20 protein-coding genes and 1 pseudogene are annotated in these 25,504 nt (G+C 73.1%); 11 read left to right on the forward strand and 10 right to left on the reverse strand.

The features are described 5' to 3' along the window. Positions 1-609 carry a dTDP-4-dehydrorhamnose 3,5-epimerase gene (gene rfbC / locus ACYVMZ_RS22245; protein ID WP_461082316.1) on the forward strand — a complete coding sequence of 203 codons (609 nt, stop codon included), beginning with the start codon at positions 1-3 and terminating at the stop codon, positions 607-609. 55 nt (positions 610-664) lie between these two features. Here the strand turns inward: rfbC and ACYVMZ_RS22250 are convergent, their stop codons facing one another. From ACYVMZ_RS22250 to ACYVMZ_RS22280, 7 genes are all read right to left on the reverse strand, one after another. Further along, a complete protein-coding gene (locus ACYVMZ_RS22250; protein WP_461082317.1) occupies positions 665-1,468 on the reverse strand; it encodes a class I SAM-dependent methyltransferase in 804 nt (267 codons plus the stop codon). Beyond that, a complete protein-coding gene (gene rfbD, locus ACYVMZ_RS22255; RefSeq protein WP_461082319.1) occupies positions 1,465-2,340 on the reverse strand; it encodes a dTDP-4-dehydrorhamnose reductase in 876 nt (291 codons plus the stop codon). Before rfbD ends, ACYVMZ_RS22250 begins: the two co-directional genes overlap by 4 nt. Next, complete coding sequence (gene rfbB, locus ACYVMZ_RS22260) at positions 2,337-3,317, reverse strand: dTDP-glucose 4,6-dehydratase (RefSeq protein ID WP_461082321.1); 981 nt, start codon at positions 3,315-3,317, stop codon at positions 2,337-2,339. Before rfbB ends, rfbD begins: the two co-directional genes overlap by 4 nt. Further along, the gene (locus tag ACYVMZ_RS22265; RefSeq protein WP_461082323.1) at positions 3,314-4,381 is read right to left on the reverse strand and encodes a glucose-1-phosphate thymidylyltransferase; all 1,068 of its coding nucleotides are present in this window, start codon (positions 4,379-4,381) and stop codon (positions 3,314-3,316) included. The genes rfbB and ACYVMZ_RS22265 overlap by 4 nt, the downstream gene beginning before the upstream one ends. An 85-nt stretch (positions 4,382-4,466) precedes the next feature. Further along, positions 4,467-4,646 carry a hypothetical protein gene (locus ACYVMZ_RS22270; protein ID WP_461082325.1) on the reverse strand — a complete coding sequence of 60 codons (180 nt, stop codon included), beginning with the start codon at positions 4,644-4,646 and terminating at the stop codon, positions 4,467-4,469. 242 nt (positions 4,647-4,888) lie between these two features. Beyond that, complete coding sequence (locus ACYVMZ_RS22275; protein WP_461082327.1) at positions 4,889-5,308, reverse strand: CBS domain-containing protein; 420 nt, start codon at positions 5,306-5,308, stop codon at positions 4,889-4,891. A 127-nt stretch (positions 5,309-5,435) separates the two neighbouring features. Then, positions 5,436-6,362 (reverse strand): LysR family transcriptional regulator, encoded by a 927-nt coding sequence (locus tag ACYVMZ_RS22280; RefSeq protein WP_461082329.1) that lies wholly within the window; start codon positions 6,360-6,362, stop codon positions 5,436-5,438. A gap of 125 nt (positions 6,363-6,487) precedes the next feature. On the opposite strand from ACYVMZ_RS22280, the gene ACYVMZ_RS22285 reads away from it, so the two are divergent. Beyond that, complete coding sequence (locus ACYVMZ_RS22285; protein ID WP_461082331.1) at positions 6,488-7,183, forward strand: type 1 glutamine amidotransferase domain-containing protein; 696 nt, start codon at positions 6,488-6,490, stop codon at positions 7,181-7,183. Between the two features lie 81 nt (positions 7,184-7,264). Here the strand turns inward: ACYVMZ_RS22285 and ACYVMZ_RS22290 are convergent, their stop codons facing one another. Further along, positions 7,265-9,715, reverse strand: coding sequence for a SpoIIE family protein phosphatase (locus ACYVMZ_RS22290; RefSeq protein WP_461082333.1), 2,451 nt, complete (start codon positions 9,713-9,715; stop codon positions 7,265-7,267). Positions 9,716-9,901: 186 nt separating this feature from the next. On the opposite strand from ACYVMZ_RS22290, the gene lanKC reads away from it, so the two are divergent. The 4 genes and pseudogenes from lanKC to ACYVMZ_RS22310 form a co-directional block, all read left to right on the forward strand. After that, on the forward strand, positions 9,902-12,490 hold the full coding sequence (lanKC, locus tag ACYVMZ_RS22295; RefSeq protein WP_461082335.1) for a class III lanthionine synthetase LanKC: 2,589 nt from the start codon (positions 9,902-9,904) through the stop codon (positions 12,488-12,490). A gap of 89 nt (positions 12,491-12,579) precedes the next feature. Further along, positions 12,580-12,696 (forward strand): SapB/AmfS family lanthipeptide, encoded by a 117-nt coding sequence (locus ACYVMZ_RS22300; RefSeq protein WP_461082337.1) that lies wholly within the window; start codon positions 12,580-12,582, stop codon positions 12,694-12,696. Positions 12,697-12,796: 100 nt separating this feature from the next. Continuing rightward, the gene (locus tag ACYVMZ_RS22305) at positions 12,797-14,563 is read left to right on the forward strand and encodes an ABC transporter transmembrane domain-containing protein (protein WP_461082338.1); all 1,767 of its coding nucleotides are present in this window, start codon (positions 12,797-12,799) and stop codon (positions 14,561-14,563) included. A 458-nt stretch (positions 14,564-15,021) separates the two neighbouring features. After that, positions 15,022-16,038, forward strand: a pseudogene (locus ACYVMZ_RS22310) (ATP-binding cassette domain-containing protein); the annotation flags it as partial. Positions 16,039-16,281: 243 nt separating this feature from the next. Here the strand turns inward: ACYVMZ_RS22310 and ACYVMZ_RS22315 are convergent. After that, positions 16,282-16,890, reverse strand: coding sequence for a LuxR C-terminal-related transcriptional regulator (locus ACYVMZ_RS22315; protein WP_461082406.1), 609 nt, complete (start codon positions 16,888-16,890; stop codon positions 16,282-16,284). A 328-nt stretch (positions 16,891-17,218) separates the two neighbouring features. Here ACYVMZ_RS22315 and ACYVMZ_RS22320 point away from each other — a divergent pair, with 328 nt between their 5' ends. Next, positions 17,219-19,387, forward strand: coding sequence for a PP2C family protein-serine/threonine phosphatase (locus tag ACYVMZ_RS22320; RefSeq protein ID WP_461082408.1), 2,169 nt, complete (start codon positions 17,219-17,221; stop codon positions 19,385-19,387). Positions 19,388-19,744: 357 nt separating this feature from the next. Here the strand turns inward: ACYVMZ_RS22320 and ACYVMZ_RS22325 are convergent, their stop codons facing one another. Then, positions 19,745-21,112, reverse strand: a complete 1,368-nt coding sequence (locus ACYVMZ_RS22325) for a S1 family peptidase (protein ID WP_461082340.1) — start codon at positions 21,110-21,112, stop codon at positions 19,745-19,747. 186 nt (positions 21,113-21,298) lie between these two features. Here ACYVMZ_RS22325 and ACYVMZ_RS22330 point away from each other — a divergent pair, with 186 nt between their 5' ends. From ACYVMZ_RS22330 to ACYVMZ_RS22345, 4 genes are all read left to right on the forward strand, one after another. Then, entirely contained in the window at positions 21,299-21,712 is a 414-nt protein-coding gene (locus ACYVMZ_RS22330; RefSeq protein ID WP_461082342.1) for a PaaI family thioesterase, read from the forward strand. Between the two features lie 455 nt (positions 21,713-22,167). After that, the gene (locus ACYVMZ_RS22335; protein ID WP_461082344.1) at positions 22,168-22,383 is read left to right on the forward strand and encodes a type A2 lantipeptide; all 216 of its coding nucleotides are present in this window, start codon (positions 22,168-22,170) and stop codon (positions 22,381-22,383) included. Between the two features lie 95 nt (positions 22,384-22,478). Beyond that, the gene (locus ACYVMZ_RS22340) at positions 22,479-23,285 is read left to right on the forward strand and encodes an HlyD family efflux transporter periplasmic adaptor subunit (protein WP_461082346.1); all 807 of its coding nucleotides are present in this window, start codon (positions 22,479-22,481) and stop codon (positions 23,283-23,285) included. Next, complete coding sequence (locus tag ACYVMZ_RS22345) at positions 23,282-25,504, forward strand: NHLP family bacteriocin export ABC transporter peptidase/permease/ATPase subunit (protein WP_461082347.1); 2,223 nt, start codon at positions 23,282-23,284, stop codon at positions 25,502-25,504. The genes ACYVMZ_RS22340 and ACYVMZ_RS22345 overlap by 4 nt, the downstream gene beginning before the upstream one ends.

Raw genomic sequence — 25,504 nt, forward strand, 5'->3', positions numbered from 1 at the left:
ATGCGACCCCTGGGAATCGACGGCGCCTGGGTGCTGGAGCCCAAGGTCTTCCCGGACGACCGGGGCAGCTTCCACGAGTGGTATCGCGGCGCCGAGTTCCGTGAGGCCCTCGGCTACGACCTTCAGCTGGCGCAGGCCAACTGCTCCGTCTCGCGCCGGGGCGTGCTGCGCGGGGTGCACTTCGCCGATGTGCCGCCCGGGCAGGCCAAGTACGTCACGTGCGTGCGCGGCGCGGTGCTCGACGTGGTGATCGACATCCGGGTGGGTTCGCCCACCTACGGGCGGTGGGAGGCCGTACGGCTCGACGAGGGCACCCGGCACGCGGTGTTCCTCGCCGAGGGCCTCGGGCACGCCTTCATGGCACTGACCGACGACGCCACGGTGGTGTACCTGTGCTCGACCGGCTACGCGCCGGAACGCGAGCACGGCATCCACCCGCTGGACCCGGCGCTCGGCATCGAGTGGCCCGAGGGGATCACGCCGGTGCTGTCGCCCAAGGACGAGCAGGCGCCGTCGCTCGCCGAAGCGGAGCGCACGGGCCTGCTGCCGTCGTACGAGGCCTGCCGCGCGTACTACGAGGAGCTGCGCGGCCGGGGGCTCGGCGGCTGACCGGCCGGGAGCCGGTGTCGGCCGCTGCCCGCGGGCGGCGGGCCGACACCGTCGCTCAGCGGCTGACGCCGACCTGCTGCAGGGCCCGGCGCAGCGGCTCCCAGCCCACGGAGCGGGGCAGGCCACGGTTGCGGGCCTGGGTGAGCGCGCGCCAGAAGCCCGCCTCCAGCAGCGCCTCGGGCGGCACCGCCCCGGCCCGCTCCAGGATCGCCTCGGGCACCTTCTGCGGGTCGGGCACCTCGTACTCGGCGATGATCTCGTCGTACTTCTCGTGCAGCACGGTGTTCTTCGGGTCGGCGCCGAAGACCAGCAGCTGGCCGGTGGGCTGGGTGTCGACCTGGACGGTCACCAGGTCGGGGCGGTATCGCGTCAGAATCTCGATGATCTTGTAGACGTCGCCGGTCCAGGCGTTGGTGTGCCGGTCGCGGGCGGCCTCGTCGATGCTGCGCGGCAGCATGTCGTCGAAGACGATCACGCTGGCCCAGTCCGAGTGCTTCTCGACGTTCATGAAGTCGCGCAGCGCGTACTCGAACAGGTGCATGCCGTCGATGAACGACAGGTCGAGCGTGGTGCGGCGCCAGTAGCCGAAGGGGCTGCGGCCCCGGCGCAGGTTGCGCAGGGGGTGACGGCCGCCCTTGAGGTGCTGCAGGGGGTTGTCGCGGGCGAAGAAGTCGTCACTGGTGGCCTTCACCAGGTGGACGTCGCACTTCAGCTCCGAGACCACCTTGAAGGCGGGGTCGATCGCGATGCTGGGCACGCGGGACAGCCGCAGGCTGCGGCCGTCGTTGACACCGATCTCCAGGTAGTTGCGGTTGGCGCTGACCTTGTGCAGTTCCCGGAGGAACTCGTGGCGTTTCACGAAGGGGACTCCTTGCGGATACGGGGCAGTGCTTCGTCCAGGGCGGCACGCCAGTCGCGCAGCGGCGGCAGGCCGATGTCCTGCCACCTGTCGTGCGCGAGGGCGCTGTAGGCGGGGCGCGGCGCGGGCCGGGGGAAGGCCGCGCTGGTGGTGGGCCGCACCCGCTCCGGGTCGGCGCCGATCAGGCGGAACACCTCCCGGGCCAGGTCGTACCAGGTGGCCTCGCCGGAGCTGGTGGCGTGGAGGACGCCGTTGACGCCGGGTCCGACGCGGGGGCCGAGGTCGGCGATCCGCTCGGCGACGTCCGCGCTCCAGGTCGGCTGCCCGCGCTGGTCGTCGACGACGTCGACGGTGTCGCGACGGGCCTCGAGGCCGATCATCGTGCGGACGAAGTTACTGCCGTGCACCCCGTAGAGCCAAGCGGTTCTCACGATCACGCTCGCCTCGGGCAGTTCCTCGCGCACGGCGCGCTCTCCGGCGAGCTTGGTGCGGCCGTAGGCGGTGCGCGGGGCGGGGGGATGGTCCTCCGGGTAGGGGGTGGCACGGGCGTCGCCGTCGAAGACGTAGTCGGTGGAGACGTGGACCAGGCGGGCGGCGTGTGCGGCGCAGGCGCGGGCGAGCAGCCGCGGCCCGTCGCCGTTGACGCGCAGCGCGCGGGCCTCGTCGGTCTCGGCGTCGTCGACGGCGGTGTACGCGGCGCAGTTGACCACGATGTCGGGACGGTGGTCGCCCAGGGCCGCGTCGAGGGCCTCGGGCCGGGTGATGTCGAGGGCGGCGCGGTCGAGGCCCGTCACGTGTGCGCCGCGCCGGGTCAGTTCGTCGACGACGTCCCGGCCGAGCATGCCGCCCGCGCCGGTGACCAGCCACCTCATGCGCGCTCCTTCGCGACACGTCGCTTCAGGGGCTCCCACCAGGCGCGGTTGTCCCGGTACCAGGCGACGGTGTCGGCGAGACCGGTTTCGAAGTCGTGGCGGGGGCGGTAGCCGAGCTCGTCGCGGGCCTTGCTCCAGTCGACGGAGTACCGCAGGTCGTGGCCCTTGCGGTCCTCGACGTGCTCCACCATGTCCCAGGTCGCCCCGCAGGCTTCGAGGAGCAGGGCGGTCAGTTCCTTGTTGCTGAGCTCGGTGCCGCCGCCGATGTTGTAGACCTCGCCGGGGCGGCCCTTGGTGCGGACGAGTTCGATGCCGAGGCAGTGGTCCTCGACGTGCAGCCAGTCGCGCACGTTCAGGCCCTCCCCGTACAGCGGGACCTTCTTCCCGTCGAGGAGGTTGGTGACGAACAGCGGGATGACCTTCTCGGGGAACTGGTGCGGGCCGTAGTTGTTGGAGCATCTGGTGACCCGCACGTCCAGGCCGTGGGTGCGGTGGTAGGCGAGGGCCAGCAGGTCGGAGGATGCCTTGGACGCCGAGTACGGGGAGTTGGGGCTCAGCGGGTGTCTCTCGGGCCAGGAGCCGGACTCGATGGAGCCGTAGACCTCGTCGGTGGAGATGTGCACGAACGTCTGCACGCCGTGCCGCAGGGCCGCGTCCAGCAGGGTCTGTGTGCCGAGCACGTTGGTGCGCACGAAGTCGGCGGCGCCCTCGATGGAGCGGTCCACGTGGGACTCGGCGGCGAAGTGCACCACTTGGCCGGCGTCGGCCATGAGTTTGTCGACGAGGGCGGCGTCGCAGATGTCGCCCTGCACGAACTCCAGTCGTGGGTGGTCGAGTTCGAGGTTGTCGAGGGTGCCCGCGTAGGTGAGCTTGTCCAGCACGGTGATCCGCGGCGCGTCGGGCGCGTCGGAGTCGAGCAGCATGCGGACGTAGCGGGAGCCGATGAACCCGGCGGCGCCGGTGACGAGGAGGTTCATGAATGGATCTGCACCTTGCTGTGGTCTCCGAGGACGAAGCGGTGGGCGCTGGGGACGCTGGGCGCCGGCGTCACCTCGACGTGCCGGCCGATCAGCGAGGCCTCGATCCGGGCGACGCCGAGGATCGAGGAGTCCCGCAGCACGATGGAGAACTCCAGTTCACTGTCGGTGATCCGGCAGTTCTCCGCGATCGAGGTGAAGGGCCCGACATAGGAGTCGCTGACGACGGTCCCCGAGCCGATGATGGCGGGCCCGACGATGCGTGAGTTGACGACCCGGGCGCCCTCTTCGACGACGACCCGCCCGATGGTCTCGGACCCGGCGTCCACGTCGCCGTCGATCCGGCGCTCGATGCCTTCGAGGACCGTACGGTTGACCTCCAGCATGTCGCCGACGTTCCCGGTGTCCTTCCAGTAGCCCTGGATGACCGTGGAACGCACGTCGGCGCGGGAGTCGATGAGGTGCTGGATGGCGTGGGTGATCTCCAGTTCGCCGCGCCAGGACGGCTTGATGGCGCGGACCGCCTCGTGGATCCGGGGCGTGAACAGGTACACCCCGACCAGGGCGAGGTCGCTCTTGGGCCGGTCGGGTTTCTCCTCCAGGCCGATCACCTGGCCGGAGTCGTCGAGTTCGGCGACGCCGAAGGCGCGCGGGTCGGCGACGCGCGTGAGCAGGATCTGGGCGTCGGGCCGGTTGCGGCGGAACTCGTCGACGAGGTCGGTGATGCCGCCGACGATGAAGTTGTCGCCCAGGTACATCACGAAGTCGTCGTCGCCGAGGTAGTCCCGGGCGATCAGCACCGCGTGGGCCAGGCCCAGGGGCTTCTCCTGGGGTATGTAGGTGACCTGCAGGCCGAACTTGGAGCCGTCGCCGACGGCTTCCTCGATCTCGGGCGCGGTGTCCCCGACGATCATGCCTACTTCGGTGATGCCGGCGTCCGCTAGGGACTCCAGCCCGTAGAAGAGCACGGCCTTGTTGGCCACGGGCACGAGTTGTTTGGCCGATGTGTGCGTGATCGGCCTGAGCCGTGTTCCGGCGCCGCCGGCGAGCACGAGAGCCTTCATCTGCCTCACCTTAGCCGCACTCCGGCGGAACGGAACATCGTCTGTTTACTTGTTGATTACGACGGGTTGTCGCGGCCGTCGGCCGTCAGTCCTCGCCCCTGACGATGTTGCCCTCTTGGGCCGGCAGAGGTGTACCGGGGGCACCGCGGTCCTCGACGGCCGGCAGGCAGGTGCGCAGCGCGGCCTTGCCGCGCAGTCGGCGGGCTCTCGCCCAGCCCGTCTCGGGCCGGCGTACGGCGGGCTTCTCACTCGTCTGTGAGGTCACGACACATCATCTTCCTTCTGCATCCGCTGCTTGTTCGAGTCCCCGGCGTCGATCCGAACAAACCCGGGCAGTCGTGACGTGCGGAGCAGGTCGGGGCGTGAGGGTGGGCGCCGGCCGGACATGCGGGGGCCGAACCCACCCGCGCGGGGCCCCAGTTGCCGGCCGGGCATACGCACGGTCCCGCGCACGGCCCCCGTTCGGGGTGTGCGCGGGACCTTGAGGTACCGGCGTCCGTGCCGGGCTTACGTGTTGGGCTTGGCCGCGCTGATGTCGCCCAGTGCCGACTCCGGGTCGCGTTCCATGGCCAGGTCGCCGATGGAGACGATGCCCACGGGGTGTCCGTGGTCGACGACCGGGATGCGGCGTACGGAGTGCTCGCGCATCAGCTGCACCGCGTGGTCCAGGTCCTCGTCGGGCGTGACGGTGACCAGGTCCTCGCTGCACGCGCCGGCCACGGTGATCTGCTCGGGGTCGCCGCCCTGACAGATCGACCGGACCACCAGGTCGCGGTCGGTCACCAGGCCCCGCAGCTCGTCGCCGTCCGTCACCAGGACGGCTCCGAGGTCCTCGTCGCGCATGATGCGGGCCACCTGGGCGACGGAGGTCTGCGGCTCGACGGTCACCGGATCACTGGTCATGATGTCGCGGACATGCTGAGCCATGACGTGCCCCTTTCCTCGGCTTTTCCTCGGCTTTTCCTCGGTTTTCGTGGGTTTTTCGTCGGCTTTTCGTCTGCTTTTCGTCGGTTCTCTCGGGTTCGCGCTCCGGGTACCCGTGGGCGCGCCCTGATCACCAGGCGCGGGCCGCCTGCAGCAGGCGGTCGCGTACGAGGGCGACGTGCGGGTTGTCCGAGGTGCCCGGCCGCTGGACGAGGAAGCCGGTGTTGATCGGCGCGTCCTCGGGTTCGTCGAGCGGGACGAGGGCGCCGGCCGCCAGTTCCTCGGCGCACAGGTAGCGCGGCAGCACGCTGAAGCCGGCGCCGGCCGTGACCAGGGCCAGGACCGCTCTCAGGTCGGGCACGGAGACGGCGGCGCGACCGTTCAGGCGCCTGCCGAAGACGTGCCGCCAGTAGCGACGGACGATCGGCAGGTCCTCGGCGTAGGTGATCAGCGGCACGTCGTGCAGGGCGACCGGTCCCTCGGCGGCCAGGCGGTCCCTGACGCGGTCGGCCCAGACGGGTGCGGCCACCAGGACGAACTCCTCGTCCGTGAGCGGCACCGCGGACAGGGTGCGGCCGCGCGGCCGGGTCGTGGCGATCACCAGGTCGTGGCGGCCGGTGCGCAGTTCGTCGAGCAGGGGGTCGGTCAGGCCCGTGGTGACGCGCAGCCGTACCCCTTGGGTGACGAGCGGGGCGAGTGCGGGCAGTGCCCGCGTGGACAGCAGCTCGGCGGGGCCGGCCAGGTGGACCGGCTCGGGCCGCGCCCGTGCGGGTGTGCCGTGCCCGGTGGCGGCGGCGAGCGCGTCGAGCGGTGCGGCGATCCGGGCGGCGAGCTCGTCGGCCACGGCGGTCGGCGCGACGCCGCGCGGCAGCCGTTCGAACAGTTCGCGGCGCATCTGCCGCTCCAGCGAGCGGATCTGCGTGGTGACGGTCGGCTGGGACAGGCCCAGGAGGTGCGCGGCGGCCGTGAAGGACCCCGACCGGTACACGGCGAGGAAGGTGCGCAGCAGGTTCAGGTCGGGCTGCGCGGTCGAACCGAGCGGGTCGCTGTGCCTCACGGACCCGAGCCTAGAGCAGCCGACCCATGAACATTCCTATGGCAGCCATTGGATCCGGCATTGGAATTCCTGGGGACGGACGCCCTACCGTCGTGGTATCGCTCGAGTCAAGGAGAAGCATCACCATGTCGAAGATCCTCTTCGTCGTCACCGGCGCCGACCACTGGACCCTGGCCGACGGCACCCGGCACCCCACCGGGTTCTGGGCCGAGGAGGCCGTCGCCCCGTACGAGGCGTTCAAGGCGGCCGGTCACGAGATCGTCGTCGCCACGCCCGGCGGTGTCGTGCCCACCGTCGACCAGGCCTCCCTCGCGCCCGAGGTGAACGGCGGCCAGGAGGGCGCCGACCGGATCGCCAAGGCGCTGGACTCCTTCACCGAGCTGCAGCGGCCGGTCCGGCTGGAGGACGTGGCGCTGGACGACTACGCGGCGGTCTTCTACCCGGGCGGCCACGGCCCGATGGAGGACCTCGCCGTGAACGCCGCCTCCGGCCGGCTGCTGGCCCTGGCCCTGGAGTCGGGCAAGCCGCTCGGTGTCGTCTGCCACGGTCCGGCGGCGCTGCTGGCCGCGGTGCGGGCCGACGGGAGCAACGCCTTCGCGGGCTACGACGTGGCCGCGTTCACCAACGCCGAGGAGATCCAGGGCGGCCTCGCCGACCGGGCGAAGTGGCTGCTGCAGGACCGCCTCACCGAAGCGGGCGTCAGCGTACGGGCCGGTGAGCCGTGGGCGCCGAACGTGGTCGTCGACCGGAACCTGGTCACCGGCCAGAACCCGGCGTCCTCCGCGCCGCTCGCCGACGAGCTGCTGAAGAAGCTCGCCTGAGGGCCGAGGGCCCGGGGCCCGAAGGTCCCGGGCCGCTCAGCGCGCGGGCCGAAGGCCCGGGACCTTCGGGCCCCGGGCCGTTCAGCGCGCCAGCACCAGCTCGGCCCACACCTGTTTGCCGCCGCTGGCCGGGACCGTTCCCCACGCCGCCGACACCGCCTCGACGAGCAGGATGCCGCGGCCGCCCGTGGCCTCCCAGCCGATGCTGGTCGGCTTGACCGGCGAGCGGGGCGAGGTGTCGGCGACCGCGATGCGCAGCCGGTCGTTGATGAGGGTGATGTCGAGGCGGACCTGGCCGTCGGTGTGCACCAGGGCGTTGGTGACGAGTTCGGAGACGACCAGGAGGACGGGGTCCAGTCCCTTGGTGACACCCCACGAGCGCAGCGTGCGCCGGGTGAAGCGGCGGGCGTGGCCGACCGCCTGGGGCACGCGCCACACCGTCCAGCTCTCCCGCAGCGGGCGCAGCGCCATCCCGTCGTAGCGCAGGAGGAGCAGGGCGACGTCGTCGCTGCGCGGGGCGTTGCCGAGGAGGGCGTCGGCGACGAGCCCGAGGTGGGCGGGGTCGGCGGCGGACAGCTGCCGCACGAGGCGGTCGACGCCCTCGTCGATGTCGGCCCTGGCGGACTCGACGAGGCCGTCCGTGGTCAGGGCGACCACCGTGCCGGGCTGCAGTCTGAGCGGGCTCATCGGGAAGTCGGCCTGCGTGACCACACCGAGCGGCGGGCCGCCCTCGGTCTCGGTGACCTCGGTGGTGCCGTCGGGGTGGCGCAGCAGCGGCGGCAGGTGTCCGGCGCGCACGCACCAGGCGGAGCCCTCCTCCAGGTCGACGTCGACGTAGGCGCAGGTGGCGAACAGGTCGGTCTCCATGTCCACCAGCAGCCGGTTGGCGTGGGAGACCACCACGTCCGGGGGGTGTCCCTCGACGGCGTAGGCGCGCAGTGCGGTGCGCATCTGGCCCATGAGGGTGGCGGCGCCCGCGCTGTGGCCCTGGACGTCGCCGATGACGAGGGCGACGTGGTTGTCGGGCAGCGGGATCACGTCGTACCAGTCGCCGCCGAGCTCCAGACCGGCCGTGCTGGGCAGGTAGCGGGCGACGGCGACCGCGCCCGGCAGCCGGGGCAGGCGGCGCGGCAGCAGCTGGCGCTGGAGCATGCCGACGAGTTCGTGCTCGGCGTCGAAGGCGCGGGCGCGCATCAGGGCCTGCCCGGCGAGGCCGGCGGAGGCGGTGAGCAGGGCACGTTCGTCGGCGCCGAAGTCGTGCGGGCTGTCCCAGCCGATCAGGCAGCAGCCGGCCATGCGGTTGCCGGCGGGCAGCGGCAGGACGGCGAGGCCGCCGCGGCCCACGTCGGCGAGGGCGGGCTCCAGCGGGGTGCCGGCGGGCCAGATCCGGGCGCGGCCCTCGCGCAGCGCGGCGGCGAGGGTGGGCATGGCGCGCACCGGCGCGTCGGGCCACTCGGTGCGCCACTCCGTGCGCCACAGCTCGGGCCAGGCCTCCGGTTCGGGCGGGTCGAGGACGGTGACGACGAGGCGTTCGTTCTCCAGCTCGGCGAGTGCGATCCGGTCGGCCCTGAGCGGCCGGCGCAGGGCGGCCACGACGGCCTTGCCGACGTCGCGGACGGTGACCGCCGTGGCGAGCGCCGCGGCCAGGCGCTGCACGCGGGCCACGTCGGTGATGTCGGGGCGCAGCTTGGAGGCGTCGACGACGGTGCCCACCAGGCGGGCCGGCCGGCCCTCGCCGCCGGGCACCAGACGGCCGCTGAGCCGCAGCCACTTCGGCGGGCCGGCGGGCTGCAGCACCCGGAACTCCAGCTCCCGGTCGCCGATCGACATGTGGTCGGCCTCCACCACGGACATCAGCGACGGCAGGTCCTCCGGCACGGTCAGGCCCAGCAGGGTCTCGACCCGGCCGTCGAACTCGGCCGGGTCCAGGCCGAACAGGTCCAGGATGTCGTCGCCGACCCGGACCCGGCCGGTGTCCATGGCGAGGCTGAAGGCGTTCGGCGGCAGCTCCCCGCCCTCGGCGGCCGCGGCCGGGGCCGGGAAGGCGACGGCCTCGGCGATGAGCTCCAGGCACTTGCGGTCCTCGGTGTCGAAGCCCTCGGGCCGCTCGCTCACGGCGAGCAGACAGCCGCCGCCGTCCCCGTGCACGGGCAGCGCCGCCAGGGAGAAGTCCCGCGCCGAGGCCCGCCGCGACTGGGCGTGCCCGGCGAGTTCCGCCGGGCCGAGCCACACCGGCCGCCCCGCGCGGTACGCCTCGGCCGCCGGGGACCGTCCCGCGATGGGATAGCTGTCGCGCACCCCGTACAGCGTCCTCGGCACCCCGGCCGACTCCACCAGGCACAGCAGTTCGCCGTCGTCACCGGGCGTGTACGCGGCGGTGAACGCGGCACCGGCGAACACGAGCGCCTGTTCGAGGACGCGGCGCGCCCGCTCGGGCGGATCCTGATCGGCCGCGATCGCTCTGAGGGCGCTTTCGGCACGCAGTATTCGCGTTCTGCGTCCCTCGGTGCCCTCGTTGACCACGTTGGCCATTACAGCGCTTATGAGACACCTGCGCAGCCCCTGTGAGCGTTCCGTGGAAGCGCGGAGGCGCAGCCGCTCGAAACACACCGAACATGTCTTTACGTATGCGTTCCGCACGGGGTTCTCGTGACAGGCGTGACTGTCCGGGCCCCTCGGCCGGCTGGAAGGCTCGGTGCCGGTCACGGAGGGGGACGCATGGACAAGCGGTACGAGGTGTACGCGCTCGCCGACCGGCACTTCTACGACACGCCGGACCGGCTGTCCCGGGACGGGCAGGACGCGGCACCACTGTTCGACACGGCGCGCCGGCCGGTGCCCGAGGGCTGGGAGGCGGCGCGGATCGGCGACTGGCTGACCATGACGCCGCTCGGCCCGGACGGCGCGCCGGTGCCGGGCCCGGGCCAGGGCTGGAAGATCCACGCCTCGGCCACCCGGGCGAACGCCGAGGACGTCGCGGCGGCCGTGTGGGACTACTGCGTGCCGCGGCGCATCCCGTTCAAGTTCGTGCCCGGCCCGCATCTGCTGCACCTGCGGAACACCAAGTACGCGCCGCGTGACGGCAGCGGCAAGTTCGTCACCGTCTACCCGGACGGCGAGGAGCAGCTGCACCGCGTGCTGCGCGAGCTGGGCGCCCTCCTGGAAGGCTTCGAGGGGCCGTACATCCTCACCGACCTGCGCTGGAACGAGGGCCCGCTCTATGTCCGCTACGGCGCCTTCGCGCGCTCGTTCGTCGTCGACGAGCGGGGCTCGCTGGTGCCGGCGGTGCGGGACGGCGAGGGCCGGCTGGTGCCGGACCGGCGGACCCCGTCCTTCCAGGTGCCGGAGTGGGTGACGCTGCCGGAGTTCCTCCGGCCGCATCTGGACGCGCGCAACACCACGACCGTGGGCGAGCTGCCGTACCGCATCGAGAAGGCGCTGCACTTCTCCAATGGCGGCGGCGTATACGCGGGCACCGACACCCGTGACGGCCGGAAAGTGGTGCTGAAGGAGGGCCGGCCGCACGCGGGGCTGGCCGCCGACGGCGCGGACGCGATCGCCCGGCTGGAGCGGGAGAAGCGGGCGCTGGAGCGGGTGGCGGGCACGGGTGTGGTGCCGGAGGTGCGCGACTGGTTCGAGCTCGGCGGGCACCGCTTCCTGGTCATGGACTTCGTCGAGGGCCGCCCGCTGAACTCCTTCTTCGCCGAGCGGCACCCGCTGCTCGCCCCGGACCCCGATCCGGACGCGGTGGCCTCGTACACGGCGTGGGCGCTGCGCGTCCACCGCAGGGTCGAGGAGGCGGTGGCGGCGGTGCACGCGCGCGGCGTCGTCTTCAACGACCTGCACGTGTTCAACATCATGGTCGCGCCCGACGAGGAGTCGGTGTTCCTGATCGACTTCGAGGCGGCGGCCCCGGCCGAGGAGCGGGGCCGCCAGGTCGTCGCCCACCCCGGCTTCTTCGCCCCGCCCGACCGCAGGGGCGCCGACATCGACCGGTACGCCCTGGCATGCCTGCGGCTCGCGCTGTTCCTGCCCGTCACCACGCTGTTCGTGGTCGACCGCGGCAAGGCCGCGCACCTGGCCGAGGTGATCGCGGGCCAGTTCCCGGACGTGCCGAGGGACTTCCTGGACGAGGCGGTCGCGGAGATCACACGGGAGGTGTCCGGCCGTACCGCGGCCGCCCCCTCCTCCCTCGTCGAGCCCGGCGACTGGCCGTACAGCCGCGACTCGATGGTCAAGGCGATCCTCGCCTCGGCCACCCCGGAGCGCGAGGACCGGCTCTTCCCCGGCGACATCGCCCAGTTCTCCGATGGCGGCGGACTCGGCCTCGCGCACGGCGCGGCCGGTGTCCTGTACGCGCTGGACTCGGTCGGCGCCGAGCGGTACGAGGAGGGCGAGCGCTGGCTGCTGGCCCGCACCGGCCCGGCTCCGGCCGGCACGCCGCTCGGCCTGTACGACGGGCTGGCGGGTGTGGCGTACGTCCTCGACCGGCTCGGACACCGGCAGCGGGCGCTGGACCTGGTCGAGGGCATCCTCGCGGAGCGGTGGCAGAACCTCTCCTCCGACCTGCACGGCGGACTGGCCGGACTCGGACTGGTCCTGGGCCACCTGGCCGAGACGACCGGCGAGAGGGAACTGCGTGAGCGGGCCGCCGAGGCCGCGCGGATCCTCGTACGGCGGCTCGGTGAGCCGCTCCCGGCCACGCCCCGGCGACGTGCCGGACTGCTGCGGGGCGCGAGCGGGCCCGCGCTGTTCCTGCTGCGGCAGTACGAACGGACCGGCGAGCCGGAGCTGCTGCGGGCCGCGGGCGCGGCGCTGCGCCGGGACCTGGAGTACTGCGTGGCGCGCGAGGGCGGCGCGCTGGAGGTCGACGAGGGCTGGCGGACCCTGCCCTACCTCGGCGACGGCAGCGTCGGCCTCGGCATGGTCCTCGACGACCACCTCGCCCACGCCCCGGACGACAGCGGGGAGTTCGAGGCGGCCCGCGCCGGCATCCGCACGGCCGCGACCTCCCGCTTCTACGCGCAGCCCGGGCTCTTCCAGGGCCGCGCCGGAATGATCCTGCACCTCGGCCGCACGACCACGCCGGGCGCCACCGGAGACCGGCTGGCCGGGCAGATCGCCGGACTGGGCTGGTCCGCGATGGCGTACCAGGGCCAACTGGCCTTCCCCGGGCACCAGATGATGCGGCTGTCCATGGACCTCGCGACCGGCACGGCAGGGTGCCTGCTCGCGCTCGGCGCGGCGCTCGACCCCGCGACCGGCGCCCACCTGCCGTTCCTCCCGCCGCTGCGGCGGCCCTCATGACGCGGCTCCGCGATTCGACGGAGTCGTGACACCACCCCGTCCCCACGGATGGACACGGACGGACTGACACCGGAAAGGAAGGACACACGATGGCACTTCTCGACCTGCAGACCCTGGAGTCCGAGGAGCGGACGGACGGCGCGGGCAACAGCACCGTGAGCCTGATCTCCTGCATCAGCGCGGCGAGCGTCATGCTCTGTCTCTGACGCACCCCGCAACCCCAGGCCCCGGGCGGCCCGCTCCCTCGTGGAGGGGCCGCCCGGGGTCCGTGCACCGCTCTCTGAATCCCGGACGCGAAGGGGCTGCATGACGACGCGTGCCGACGACGACCCGGCGGCCGGACACGCCCGCACGCTGCTGCGCGACTGCACCCGGCACAGCGCGCCCCGCTGTGTGGCACTGTGCCTGGTCAGCGTCGCCGCGACCGGTGCCGGCCTGCTGCTGCCGGCCGCGCTGGGCCGGACCCTGGACCTCCTGCTGGCGCACGCCCCGGCGACCCGCTGGGTGCTGTACTGCGCCGGCCTCCTCCTGCTGCTCGCCCTGCTCGACGCGGCCCAGACGGTGCTCACCGGCACCGTGGACGCCCGCTCCACCGCGTGGCTGCGCCGCCGGCTGACCGGGCACGTCCTGGACGTCGGCCCCCGGGCGGCCGACCGTTTCGGCTCGGGCGACCTCGTGGCGCGGCTGGTCGGCAACGCCGCCGAGGCCGGGACGACCCCCGCCGCCCGCGCCGCGCTGCTGGCCGCGCTCGCCGGGCCGGTCGGGGGCGTGGTGGCGCTCGGCCTGCTCGACTGGCGGCTCGCGGCCGTGTTCCTCGCCGGAGCGCCGGTGCTGACCCTGCTGCTGCGGGCCGTCGCCCGCGACACGTCGGAGTGCGCGGCGCGCTACCAACAGATCCAGGGGCGGATCGCGGGCGCCCTGGCAGAGGCTGTCGACGGGTTCCGTACCGTCCGGGCGGCCGGTACGGCGGACCGGGAGACGGCGCGGATCCTGCGGCCGCTGCCCGAGCTGTCCCGCGCGGGCCACCGCATGTGGCGGGTGCAGGGGCGGGCCGCCGGACAGGCGGTCGCCGTGGCACCGCTGCTCCAGCTCGGCGTCGTCGCCATGGCCGGTGTCCTGCTCACCCGGGACCGGCTGTCGGTGGGCGAGGTGCTCGCGGCCTCGCGGTACGCCGTCCTCGCCACCGGCGTCGGTGTCCTGGTCGGCCGGCTCGCGGGCCTGGCCCGGGCGCGTGCGGCGGCCCGGCGCCTGGGTGAGGTCCTGGCGGAGCCCGCGCCGGTGCACGGCGAGCGGCGACTGCCCGACGGCCCCGGCCGCCTGGAGCTGCGCGGCGTGACCGCCCGGCGCGGCGAACGCACCGTGCTCGACGGGCTCGACCTCGTCGTGCCCGGCGGAACGACCCTGGCGGTGGTCGGCCGGTCGGGATCGGGCAAGTCGCTGCTCGCCGCACTCGCCGGGCGGCTGGCCGACCCGGACACCGGTGAGGTCCTGCTCGACGGGGTGCCGCTGCGCGGCCTCACCCACGAGGATCTGCGCGAGGCCGTCGCCTACGCCTTCGCCCGCCCCGCGTTGCTGGGGGCCACGGTGGAGGACGCGATCGGCCTCGGCCCGCGCTCCCCCTCCCCCGACCGCGTCCGCGCGGCGGCCCGCACGGCCCGCGCGGACGACTTCGTGCGCCGCCTGCCCGACGGCTACGCCACGCCCCTCGCCGACGCCCCGCGCTCCGGCGGCGAGTCCCAACGGCTCGGCCTGGCTCGCGCGTTCGCCCACGGCGGGCGCCTGCTGATCCTCGACGACGCGCTCTCCAGCCTCGACACGGTGACCGAACACCACATCACCCGGGCGCTCCTCGACGGCGGCCCGGGCGATACCCGGCTCCTGGTCGCCCACCGCGCCGCCACGGCCGCCCGCGCGGACGCGGTCGCCTGGCTGGACGGAGGGCGGGTGCGGGCGGTGGGACGGCACGAGGAGCTGTGGCGGATCCCGGAGTACCGGGCGGTGTTCGGGACGGAGGCGGAGACCGGCAGGGCGGAGTCCACGGGTGTGGTCCCGACGGACGGAGCCCGGACATGACCGGCGGCGAGGTCTACGGACGCGGCATCCGGTTCCTGCGGGCCCGGTGGCGCGTTCTGCTCCGTTTGGGGGCCTGGTCCGTGCTCGAGACGGGGCAGACCTTCCTCCTCGGGTACGCGCCGGCCCGCGCCCTGGACGAGGGGTTCCTGCGCGGACGGCCGGACGTCGGGCTCGCCTGGCTGGGCGTGGCCGGTCTCGGCGTCCTGGTCGGCGCGTACGGGACCGCGCGAGTGTACGCGGCCGTCGCCGCACTGGTCGAACCGCTCCGGGACCGGCTCGTCGGGCGGGTGGTCTCCCGCGGGGTGCGGACGGGTGACGCCGGGGCGCTGTCCGGGCTGACCCAGCAGGTGGAGATCGCCCGGGACACCTTCGCCGGGCTGGTGATGGTGTCCCGCTCGTTCGTGTTCACCGCCGCCGGCGCCCTGGCCGGGCTGTTCTCGCTGGCACCGGCGCTGCTGATGGTCGTGGGGCCGCCGCTCGTGATCGGAGTGGGGCTGTTCGCGGCGACGCTGCGGCCGCTGGCCCGCCGCCAGGAGGCGTTCCTGGTCACCGACGAGGCCCTCGCCGGGCAACTCGGCGCCGTCTGCCCGGGGTTGCGCGACATCACGGCGGCCGGTGCCCAGGCGCGCATCGCGGCCGACACCGGGGAACGCGTCGAGGCCGAACTGCGGGCGGCCCGCTCCCTCGCCCACTGGGGAGTGCTGCGCGTGGCGTCCCTGGCGATCGGCGGCCGGCTGCCGATCGTGCTGCTGCTCGTCACCGCCCCCTGGCTCCTCGCCCGCGGCGTCACCCCCGGCGCCCTGGTCGGCGCCCTCGCCTACGTCACCCAGTCCCTGCTCCCCGCCCTGCACAACCTGGTCCACGGCCTGGGCACCAGCGGCTCCCGCCTGGCGGTGGTCCTGCGCCGCCTGACGCCGAACGGAGCGGAAGAGCACAAACCCTGCGCGGGCCCGGACACCGCGCGCCTTCCCGCACCGCCCACGCCAGGCACTCCTCCCCCGGCCCTCTCCCTGTCCTCCGTCACCTTCGCCTACGGCCGCACCGGTGTCCCCGTCGTCCACGACCTCGACCTCACCCTCCCGCCCGGCGCCCACCTCGCCGTCGTCGGCCCGAGCGGCATCGGCAAGTCCACGCTCACGGCGCTGGTCGCCGGGCTGCTCACGCCCGTACACGGCACGATCCGGGTGGGCGGGCATCCGGTGCCCGGCCCCGAGGCCGCCGCCCTGCGCGTGCTCATCCCGCAGGAGGCGTACGTCTTCACCGGCACCCTCGCCGAGAACCTCGGGCACCTGCGGCCCGGCCCCGTACCCGAGGAGGAACTGCTCGCCGCGGCCGAGGCGGTCGGGCTCACCCCGCTGCTGGAACGGCTCGGCGGGCCCGGCGCCCCGGTGGACCCCACGGCACTGTCGGCCGGCGAACGGCAGCTGATCGCGCTGACCCGGGCCTACCTGTCGTACGCCCCGCTCGCCCTGCTCGACGAGGCCACCTGCCACCTGGACGCGGAGACGGAGGCGCGTGCCGAGCGGGCCTTCGCGGGGCGGCCCGGCGGCACCCTCGTGGTCGTCGCCCACCGCATCAGCTCGGCCCGGCGCGCGGAGCGCGTCCTGGTGATGGACGGGCGGGAGACGGCGTACGGAAGCCACGAGGACCTCCTGAGGACCTCGGCCCGGTACCGGGATCTCGTCGGCGGCTGGACACCCGCGTCCCCGGCGGGGCGGTCACAGCCAGCCCTGCCCCTGCGAGATACGGATGGCGTCGATGCGGTTGCGGGCGCCGGTCTTGCGGGTGATGGCCGCCATGTAGTTGCGCACGGTCCCGTGGGACAGGTGCAGGCTTCCGGCGATCTCCGCGATGGAGGCTCCCTCGGCGGCGAGGGATAACACACTCAGCTCGCGACGGGTCAGCGGCATCTGCGCGGCCTGGAGGAAGCCGAAGCCCAGCGAGTCATTGACGAAACGTTCCCCCTCGGCGACCCGGCGGATGCCGCGCACCAGGTTCTCCGGTGAGCCCTCCTTGTCCACATAGCCCAGGGCCCCCGCCTCGACCGCCCGCTTCAGCAGCCCCGGCCGGTTCGCGCCGGCGAGCACCAGCAGACGCGGGCGGGCGACGCCCGGGCCGCGCGCCGTCAGCTCGCCCAGGGGCGGGATGCCGTACGTGTCCGAGCACTCCAGGTCCGCCGCGCAGACGTCGGGCCGCTCGGACCGCACCCGGGCGGCCGCGCCGCTCCAAGGGGTGTCGTACACCTGCAGGTCGGGTTCTTTCCGCAGCCACTCCGCCAGTACCGATCGGACCAGACACGCGTCGTGCACCAGAAGCACCCGGATCACTGCCACCCCTTCAGCTCGCCGTACGCCGGCCATGGTGTTGAGCGCGTGCCCCATTGTTCGCGATCGTGACCACCTGTGGGCGCGAAGAACCGGCCATCGAGGTGCGCGGGGGCGCACGCGCGGCGCCCGCACACCGCCACGCGCATCGGCTGCGGTGGCATGGGACGGGGCCGAGGGGGTACACGGGTGCCCTTTTCACCGTGGCGTGGGTGCCCCGTGCGCCCATGACCGGGCGGTCACGGGCCGTCTCCCCTGCCGCTCGCCGTGCGCGATGAGCCGACAGGGAGCAGATTTGACCTCGGGATCCGTCGCCCGGCCGTGCGAGGAGGTGGTCGGCGTGTCCGAGGGGCAGTCGTCCGCGCAGGCGCCGTCAGCCGCCAGGACGCCGGTCGGCCGTCCGCTGCTGTCCCTGGCGCTGGCGGCGATGATGGACGAGGTGCACGCCCACTCCGGCGCGGTCTATCTGCTGGCGCCGGACCAGCCGGTCCTGGAGATGGCGGTGATGGCGGGCCTGCCGCGGGCCTTCGCGGCGCCGTGGGAGCGGGTCGGCCTGAACGCGCCGATCCCGGTGGCCGACGCGGTGCGGGAGCGGCGGCTGGTCTGGGTCGGCGGCGAGGAGGAGATGGCGCGCCGCTATCCGCGCATCGCCGTGGTGCTGCCGTACCCGTTCGCGCTGGCCGCGCTGCCGGTGGCCACCAGCAAGACCGCGTACGGCGCGGTCTTCGTGACCTGGCCCGGCTCGCATCCGCCGGAGCTGTCCGACTGGGAGCGCGACCATCTGACCGCGGCCTGCGACCGGCTGGCGCTGCGGCTGGAGCGGGCCGCCGAGCGGGGCCACCCGCTGGTCCCCGAACCCGATCTGCTGGGCGGACCGACGGTGGGCGGCGTGGCCGGCACACTCGGCACGGTCGAGGCGGCGCGGATGGTGGGACGACTGCCCTACGGGCTGTGCTCGCTCGATCTGCACGGACGGGTCGGTTTCGCCAACGCCGCGGCGGCGGAGCTGCTGGGCGTCCCGGTGAACAGGCTGCTCGGCACCCAGCTGTGGGCGTCGGTGCCGTGGCTGAACGACCCCGTGTACGAGGACCGCTACCGGGCCGCGCTGTTCAGCCAGCAGACCACCTCGTTCGTGGCGCTGCGCCCGCCCGGCGACTGGCTGTCGTTCCGGCTGTATCCGAGTACGACCGGGCTGAGCGTCCGCATCAGCAGGGCGCGGGCGGTGTCGGAGATGAACCGCAGCGTACCGGCGCCCGCCGGCGCGCCGTCCCGGCTGGTCACCATCTCGCAGGTGCTGAGCCTGGCCGGCGCGCTGACCGAGGCGGTGAGCGTGCAGGACGTCGTGCAGCTGGTCGCGGACGAGATCGCCCCGGCGGTGGGCAGTCAGGGTCTGGTCGTGCTCGGGTCGCGGGCGGGCCGGCTGCGGCTGCTGGGGCATCGCGGGTACCCGGACCCGCACGTGGTGGAGCAGTTCGACGGGCTGCCGCTCACCGAGCTGACCCCGGGCACACAGGTGCTGCGCAGTGGGGTGCCCGCGTTCTTCGAGTCGCTGGAACGGCTGGAGCACCTGTATCCGGCGCGGCAGGCCACCCGCGACGGCTACGCGGCCTGGGCCTACCTTCCGCTGATCGCCTCGGGACGCCCGGTGGGGACCTGCGTGCTCGCCTACGCCGAGCCGCACTCCTTCCCCACGGAGGAGCGGGCGGTGCTGACCAGTCTGGCCGGGCTGATCGCCCAGGCGCTGGAGCGGGCCCTGCTCTACGACACCAAGCACCGGCTCGCGCACGGCCTGCAGGAGGCGCTGCTGCCGCACTCGCTGCCCTCGCTGCCCCGTATCGAGGCGGCGGCCCGGTACCTGCCGGCCACGCAGGGCATGGACATCGGCGGCGACTTCTACGACCTGGTGCCGATCGAGGGACTGGCGGCGGCGGTGATCGGGGACGTGCAGGGCCACAACGTGACGGCGGCCGGGCTGATGGGGCAGGTGCGCACCGCCGTCCGCGCGTACACGGCCGTCGGGCAGACGCCCGAGGAGGTCATGCGCAGCACCAACCGGCTGCTGCTCGACCTGGGGGCGGACCTCTTCGCCAGCTGCCTGTACCTGCGGCTCGACCCGGCGCGCGGGCGGGCCGTGATGTCCCGGGCGGGGCATCCGCCGCCGCTGCTGAGAAAGCCGGACGGGCGGGTGCGGGTGCTCGACCTCGCGGGCGGTCCGCTGCTGGGCATCGACGCCTCGGCCACGTATCCGACGACCGAGGTGGACCTCGCCCCCGGCTGTCTCCTCGTCCTGTACACCGACGGGCTGGTCGAGGCGCCCGGCGTCGACTTCGAGGAGGCCCTGGCCGGTCTGAGCCGGCGGCTGGCCACGGCCGGGGACCTGCCGCTGGACGAGCTCGCCGACCGTCTCATACACCAGGACGGGCCCGGCACGGACGGGGAGGAGCGCCTCGACGACATCGCGTTGCTGCTGCTGAGGGCCCAGGCGGACGGCGACGGGTAGGCCGACCGCGTTGGACGGCCAGTGTGCCGTGTCGGCCGCTCACCCGTGCAGGACGGGCCGCCTCATCCGTACAGGAGGGGTCGCCTCATCCGTAGAGGACGGGTCGCCCGCCATACAGGACGGCCGCACCCGCACCGAACGGGTCCCCACCCGCACAAGACGGCCTCACCCGCACCGAACCGGGCGCCACAACCACGCAAGACGAGCCGACCCTCCCGCCGGAGGGCCGGCCCGGTTCACCGCCGACCGGAACCGCGGGTGAAGGCCGGCGGTGGCTGTGCGCGCCGGTGGACCGGCCCGGCCCCGCCACCACAGCCGGGGCCGGGCCGGCAGCCTTGGCTCACCGGCCGGCCGGGGTCAGCGGGTCTGCGTCAGGCCGGAGCCGTCCCCGACGCCCTGCCCCGTTTCCTCACCTGCGCCGGCCTCGTCACCGCCGCCGACACCCTGGCCGTTGTCCTGGCCGTCGCCGACACCCTGGCCGTTGCCCGCGCCCTGGCCGTTGCCCTGGCCGTTCCCGGCGCCCTGGTCACCGGCGCCGGCCTCCTCGCCGCCGGCGCCCGCTTCCTCGCCACCGGCCTGGTCACCGGCGCCGCCGCCCGCCGCGCCGCCGGCGCCGAGCGTGGCGCCGACCGCCTCCAGGGCGGTGGTGACCGGCTGGAAGAACGTCTCGCCGCCGACCGTGCAGTCACCGCTGCCGCCCGAGGTGAGGCCGATCGCGAGGCCGTCCTGCGTGAACAGGGAGCCGCCGCTGTCGCCGGGCTCGGCGCAGACGTCGGTCTGGATGAGGCCGGTGACCGTGCCCTCCGGGTAGTTCACGGTGGCGTCGAGGCCGAGGACCTGTCCGTCGGCGAGACCGGTGGTGCTGCCCATCCGGAAGACCTCCTGGCCGACCGTGGCCTCGGCGGCCTCGGTGATCTGGACGGTCTGGTCGCCTAGGTTGACCTCGCTCGGGGCCTCGGTCGCCGGGTCGTCGTACTTCGCGAGTGCGAAGTCACCGTCGCCGGGGAAGGTGGCCTGGTCGATGGTGGCGATCGGCTGGCCGCCCTCCGTGTCCGACCACTGGTCGCCCGCCAGGGCGCAGTGACCAGCGGTCAGGAAGGCGGGAGAGCCGTCGCCCGCGGTGACGTTGAAGCCGAGCGAGCAGCGCGAGCCGCCGGCGAAGATGGCGTCACCGCCCGAGGCGAACGTCTTGAACGTCCCCTGGGACTTCTTGATGGTCGCCATGCCGGAGCCGAGGCTCTGCACGGTGGACTCCAGTCTGTCCCACTTGGCACCGGTGACGGTGCTGTCGGCGGTCACCAGGATCTTGTTGGTGCGCGGGTCGACCGCCCACGAGGTGCCGGGGATGGTCGCCTTGGCCTTCAGGGTCTGAGCCCCGGCCTCCAGCTCGGCCATGCTGTTGTCGACCTCGCGGACTTCCGCGCCCGCCTTCTTCGCCTGGACGATCACGTTGTTGTTGTCGCCCGGTACGACGTTGACGACGAGCTGCTTGCTGCCGGCGTCGTAGTAGGAACCGGCGAACGCGTCGCCGAGGAGTCCGGCGAGCTGTGAGGCGAGATCCGAGGCGTCCGCCGCCTTCAGGGTCTTCGGCGCGGCCGCGGCGTCGTCCGACCCGCCGTCCTGCGACGCGTTGGCGTTGGGGAGCAAAATCGCGGCCGCGCCGAGCGCCACCACGCTGCCCGCCGCTATCGCGGCCTTGCGCTTCGGAATTCGCTTGTGACTCAAACTTCTCATCCTCCTGAGGGACCGGAGTCTGTATGCCGCCGTTCGGCAGCTGACGGGGGCGCCTGGATGGCTGTTGGTACGCACGGGCCGCGTGGGGCGTTCAATTCCGTTTGCGGACGCGTCGTGTTGGGCGCCGAATCGGCCATCTCCGCGTCGGGCGGCCCTGCGGCGGGAACAATCCCCCATATGACGATGACCACCGCCGAAGCCGACAAGATCCTCTCCGCCAACTTCGCCCCCTGGGTCCTCGAACTGGGCCTGTCCGTCGAGGCGTTGGGCGACGACCGCGCGGTGCTGCGTCTGCCCTGGTCGGACCGGCTCGCGCGAGAGGGCGGGGCGTTGTCGGGGCAGGCGCTGATGGCCGCCGCCGACACCGCGACCGTGATCGCCGTGTCGGCGGCGCGAGGCGCCTATGTGCCCATGACGACCGTGCAGCAGTCGACGTCGTTCCAGCGCGCGGTGACCGGTTCGGATGTCCTGATCGAAGCGGTGCTGACCAAGCTGGGCCGCCGGATGGCGTTCGCCGACATCACCCTGACCGCCGAGGAGACGGGTGGGCTCGCGGCCCGGGCGAGCACGGTGTACACACTCCTGGGCTGACACGTTCCGTGTTCGGTCATCAACGATCTGTTGTGACCACGGAGTTGATTCCTGGCTTCAGCGAATCTGCACATCGAATGCTCAACCCGGTCACGGGAGTCGGCGGTCGCCCTCCCGCCGAGGGCGTCGGTCACGCCTTTGGGGAGGGAGTGCCGGATTCGCCGTGGCGGATCCAAGGACCCGGATGAGCCGATGCCGTGACGCATGTGAAGGGCTCGCCACCAAGACGTGCAGGCACCTGCACGCTTGGTGGCTCATGGGACGTAAGTTCCCTGGTGAGACAGGTGGTTGATTGGAAGCGCGGACCGGCGGCGTGCTTTGATCCATCGCACCGCGGGGGCCGCTCAGGGCGTCCGGAGACGGGCGCCCGGTGCTCGCGGCCGCGGCCGTCCCATCTGTCCCCAGAGGGGGCCGCTCCCCCCTTGTGAAATATCCATACGAAGGGAAGTTCCATCATGAACTCCACCCCCCAGGTTGAGACCGTCGAGATCGCCGACGCCGAGCTCGACGCCGTTTCCGGTGGCCTGTCCGTGAACGCCGTGAACACCGTTACTGGCGCGGTGGACAGCATCGCCCCGGTTTCCGGCCTGGTCGGCACCGTCGTCGACACCGTCGAGGGCACCACGGGCCTGAACACCGCCCCGGTCACGAACCTGGTCGCCGGTCTCTGATCGCGCCTTTGTGCCACTGAGTCCCGGAGCCGCAGCCGGCGGTTCCGGGATTCTCCCGTGCTGTAACGCTCTCTTCTACGGGTGAGGGAAGTTTCTTGCAGTTCCGCCAACAGGCCCTCGCCAAGCTTCAGTCACCGGAGGAGCTCGACCTCCCGGTGCGTTTCGCCCGCCCGCAGGGCTGGCTCGTGCTGTCCGTGACCGTGGTCGCGATGGCCGCCGCCTCGGTGTGGGCGGTGACCGGCTCGGTGGCCTCCACGGTCAGCGCGCCCGCCATCCTCACGCACGGGCAGGGCAGTTACGTCCTGCAGAGCCCCGTCGCGGGCCAGGTCACCGCGGTCCTCGCCGAGCAGGGGCAGCGGCTGCCCGCGAATTCCCCCGTCCTGAAGGTCCGTACGAGCAAGGGCGAGACCGTCGTCCGCTCGCTCGACGCGGGCCGGGTCTCCGCGCTCGCCGCCACCGTCGGCCAGATCATCCAGACCGGCGCGAACGTCGCCGCCGTCGAGAAGGTCGCCCACGCCAAGGACCCGCTGTACGCGACCGTGTACGTCCCCGCCGAGAACGCCGCCGCCATCCCCGACCGCGCCTCCGTCGACCTGACGGTGCAGTCGGTGCCGAGCCAGGAGTACGGCGTGCTGCGCGGCCATGTGAAGTCGGTGGACCGCTCGGCCCAGTCGGCGCAGCAGATCGGCGCGTTCCTCGGGGACAGCCAGCTGGGCGAGCAGTTCACGAAGAAGGGCAGGCCGGTGGCCGTCACGGTCAGGCTCGACAAGTCCTCGGCCACGAAGAGCGGCTACGAGTGGTCGTCGGCGGACGGGCCGCCGTTCAAGCTGACCTCCATGACCCTGGCCACGGGTTCGATCCGGCTGTCCGACCAGCGTCCCGTCGATTGGCTGCTGCCGTGACCACCGCACAGGAGACCCGGGGCAGGCGCCGTGCCGCCCCGCCGAAACGCAAGGTGCCCAAGGTCCGGGCGAAGACGATCCGCACGCCCACCGTGCTCCAGATGGAAGCCGTGGAGTGCGGTGCCGCGTCCCTGGCGATGGTGCTCGGCCACTACGGCCGGCACGTCCCGCTGGAGGAGCTGCGCATCGCCTGCGGCGTCTCCCGGGACGGCTCGCGCGCCAGCAACCTCCTCAAAGCGGCCCGCAGTTACGGCCTGACCGCCAAGGGCATGCAGATGGACCTGGCCGCCCTCGCCGAGGTGAAGGCGCCGGCCATCCTGTTCTGGGAGTTCAACCACTACGTCGTCTACGACGGCATGGGCCGCCGCCTCGGCCGCCGGGGCGTCTACATCAACGACCCCGGCAAGGGCCGCCGTTTCGTGCCGATGGAGGACTTCGACGGCAGCTTCACCGGCGTGGTGCTGGTGATGGAGCCGGGCGAGGACTTCACGCGGGGCGGCCGCAAGCCCGGCGTGCTGGGCGCCATGCCCGCCCGGCTGCGCGGCACCGCGGGCACGATGCCCGCCGCCGTCCTGGCGAGCCTGCTGCTGGTGGCGGTCGGCGCGGCGGTGCCCGCGCTCAGCCGCACCTACATCGACGAATTCCTGATCGGGAACCAGACCTCGCTGCTCCCGACGCTGTTCACGGCGATGGCGGCCTGCGTGCTGCTCACGGTCGTCCTGACCTGGCTCCAGCAGGCCAACCTGCTGCGCGGCCGCATCATCTCCTCCACCCTCTCCAGCGCCCGCTTCCTGCGCCATCTGCTGCGGCTGCCGGTGACGTTCTTCTCCCAGCGCAGCCCGGCCGACCTGGTGCAGCGCCTGCAGTCCAACGACGCCGTGGCCGAGACGCTGGCCCGCGACCTCGCCGCGGCGGGCGTGGACGCCGTGGTGGTCGTGCTGTACGCCGTACTGCTCTACACGTACGACCCGCAGCTCACCTTCGTCGGCATCGGTGTGGCGCTGCTGAACATCGTGGCGATGCGGGTCGTCATACGCCTGCGTGCCACCCGTACGGCGAAGCTGCGCGCCGACACCGCCCGGCTCACCAACACCTCCTACACCGGTCTCCAGCTGATCGAGACGATGAAGGCGACCGGCGGCGAGGACGGCTACTTCCGCAAGTGGGCCGGGCAGCACGCCACCACGTTGGAGGAGCAGCAGCGGCTCGGCGTGCCGAGCGCCTGGCTGGGCGTGGTCGCGCCGACGCTTGCGACGCTGAACAGCGCGCTGATCCTGTGGATCGGCGGAATGCGCGCGATCGAGGGCCACATCTCGGTCGGCCTGCTGGTCGCCTTCCAGGCCCTGGTCACCCGCTTCACCGCCCCGCTGACCCGTCTGAACGGCGTCGCGGGCCGCATCCAGGACTTCGCGGCGGACGTGGCCCGGCTGAAGGACGTGGAGAACTTTCAGGCCGACCCGCTCTACGGCCGCCCCGGCGGCGGCGAGTCGACGCGCCGCCTCAGCGGGCACGTCGAGCTGCAGAACATCACCTTCGGCTACAACCCGCTCGACAAGCCCCTGCTCACCGGCTTCGACCTGACCGTCGGCCCCGGGCAGCAGGTCGCGCTGGTCGGCGGCTCGGGCAGCGGCAAGTCCACGGTGTCCCGGCTGATCTCGGGCCTGTACACGCCGTGGGAGGGCGTCATCCGTATCGACGGGCAGCGCATCGAGGACATCCCGCGCGGGGCGCTCGCCGCCTCCGTCTCCTTCGTGGACCAAGAGGTGTTCCTGTTCGAGGGAACGGTCCGCGACAACGTGGCGCTGTGGGACCCGTCGATCCCGGACGACGCCGTGGTGGAGGCCCTCAAGGACGCCGCGCTGTACGACGTGATCATGCGCCGCCCGGGCGGCATCCACAGCAAGGTCGAGCAGGACGGCCGCAACTTCTCCGGTGGACAGCGCCAGCGTCTGGAGATCGCGCGAGCGCTGGTCCGCAGGCCGAGCATCCTCGTCCTCGACGAGGTGACGAGCGCGCTCGACGCGGAGACCGAGCTGGTCGTCATGGACAACCTGCGCAAGCGGGGCTGCGCCTGCGTGGTGATCGCGCACCGGCTCAGCACGGTGCGCGACAGCGACGAGATCGTCGTCCTCCAGCACGGCACGATCGTGGAGCGCGGGCGGCACGAGGAGCTGGTGGCGCGCGGCGGCGCGTACGCGGCGCTGGTCAGGGAGCGGTGA

Source organism: Streptomyces deserti, from assembly GCF_054782695.1.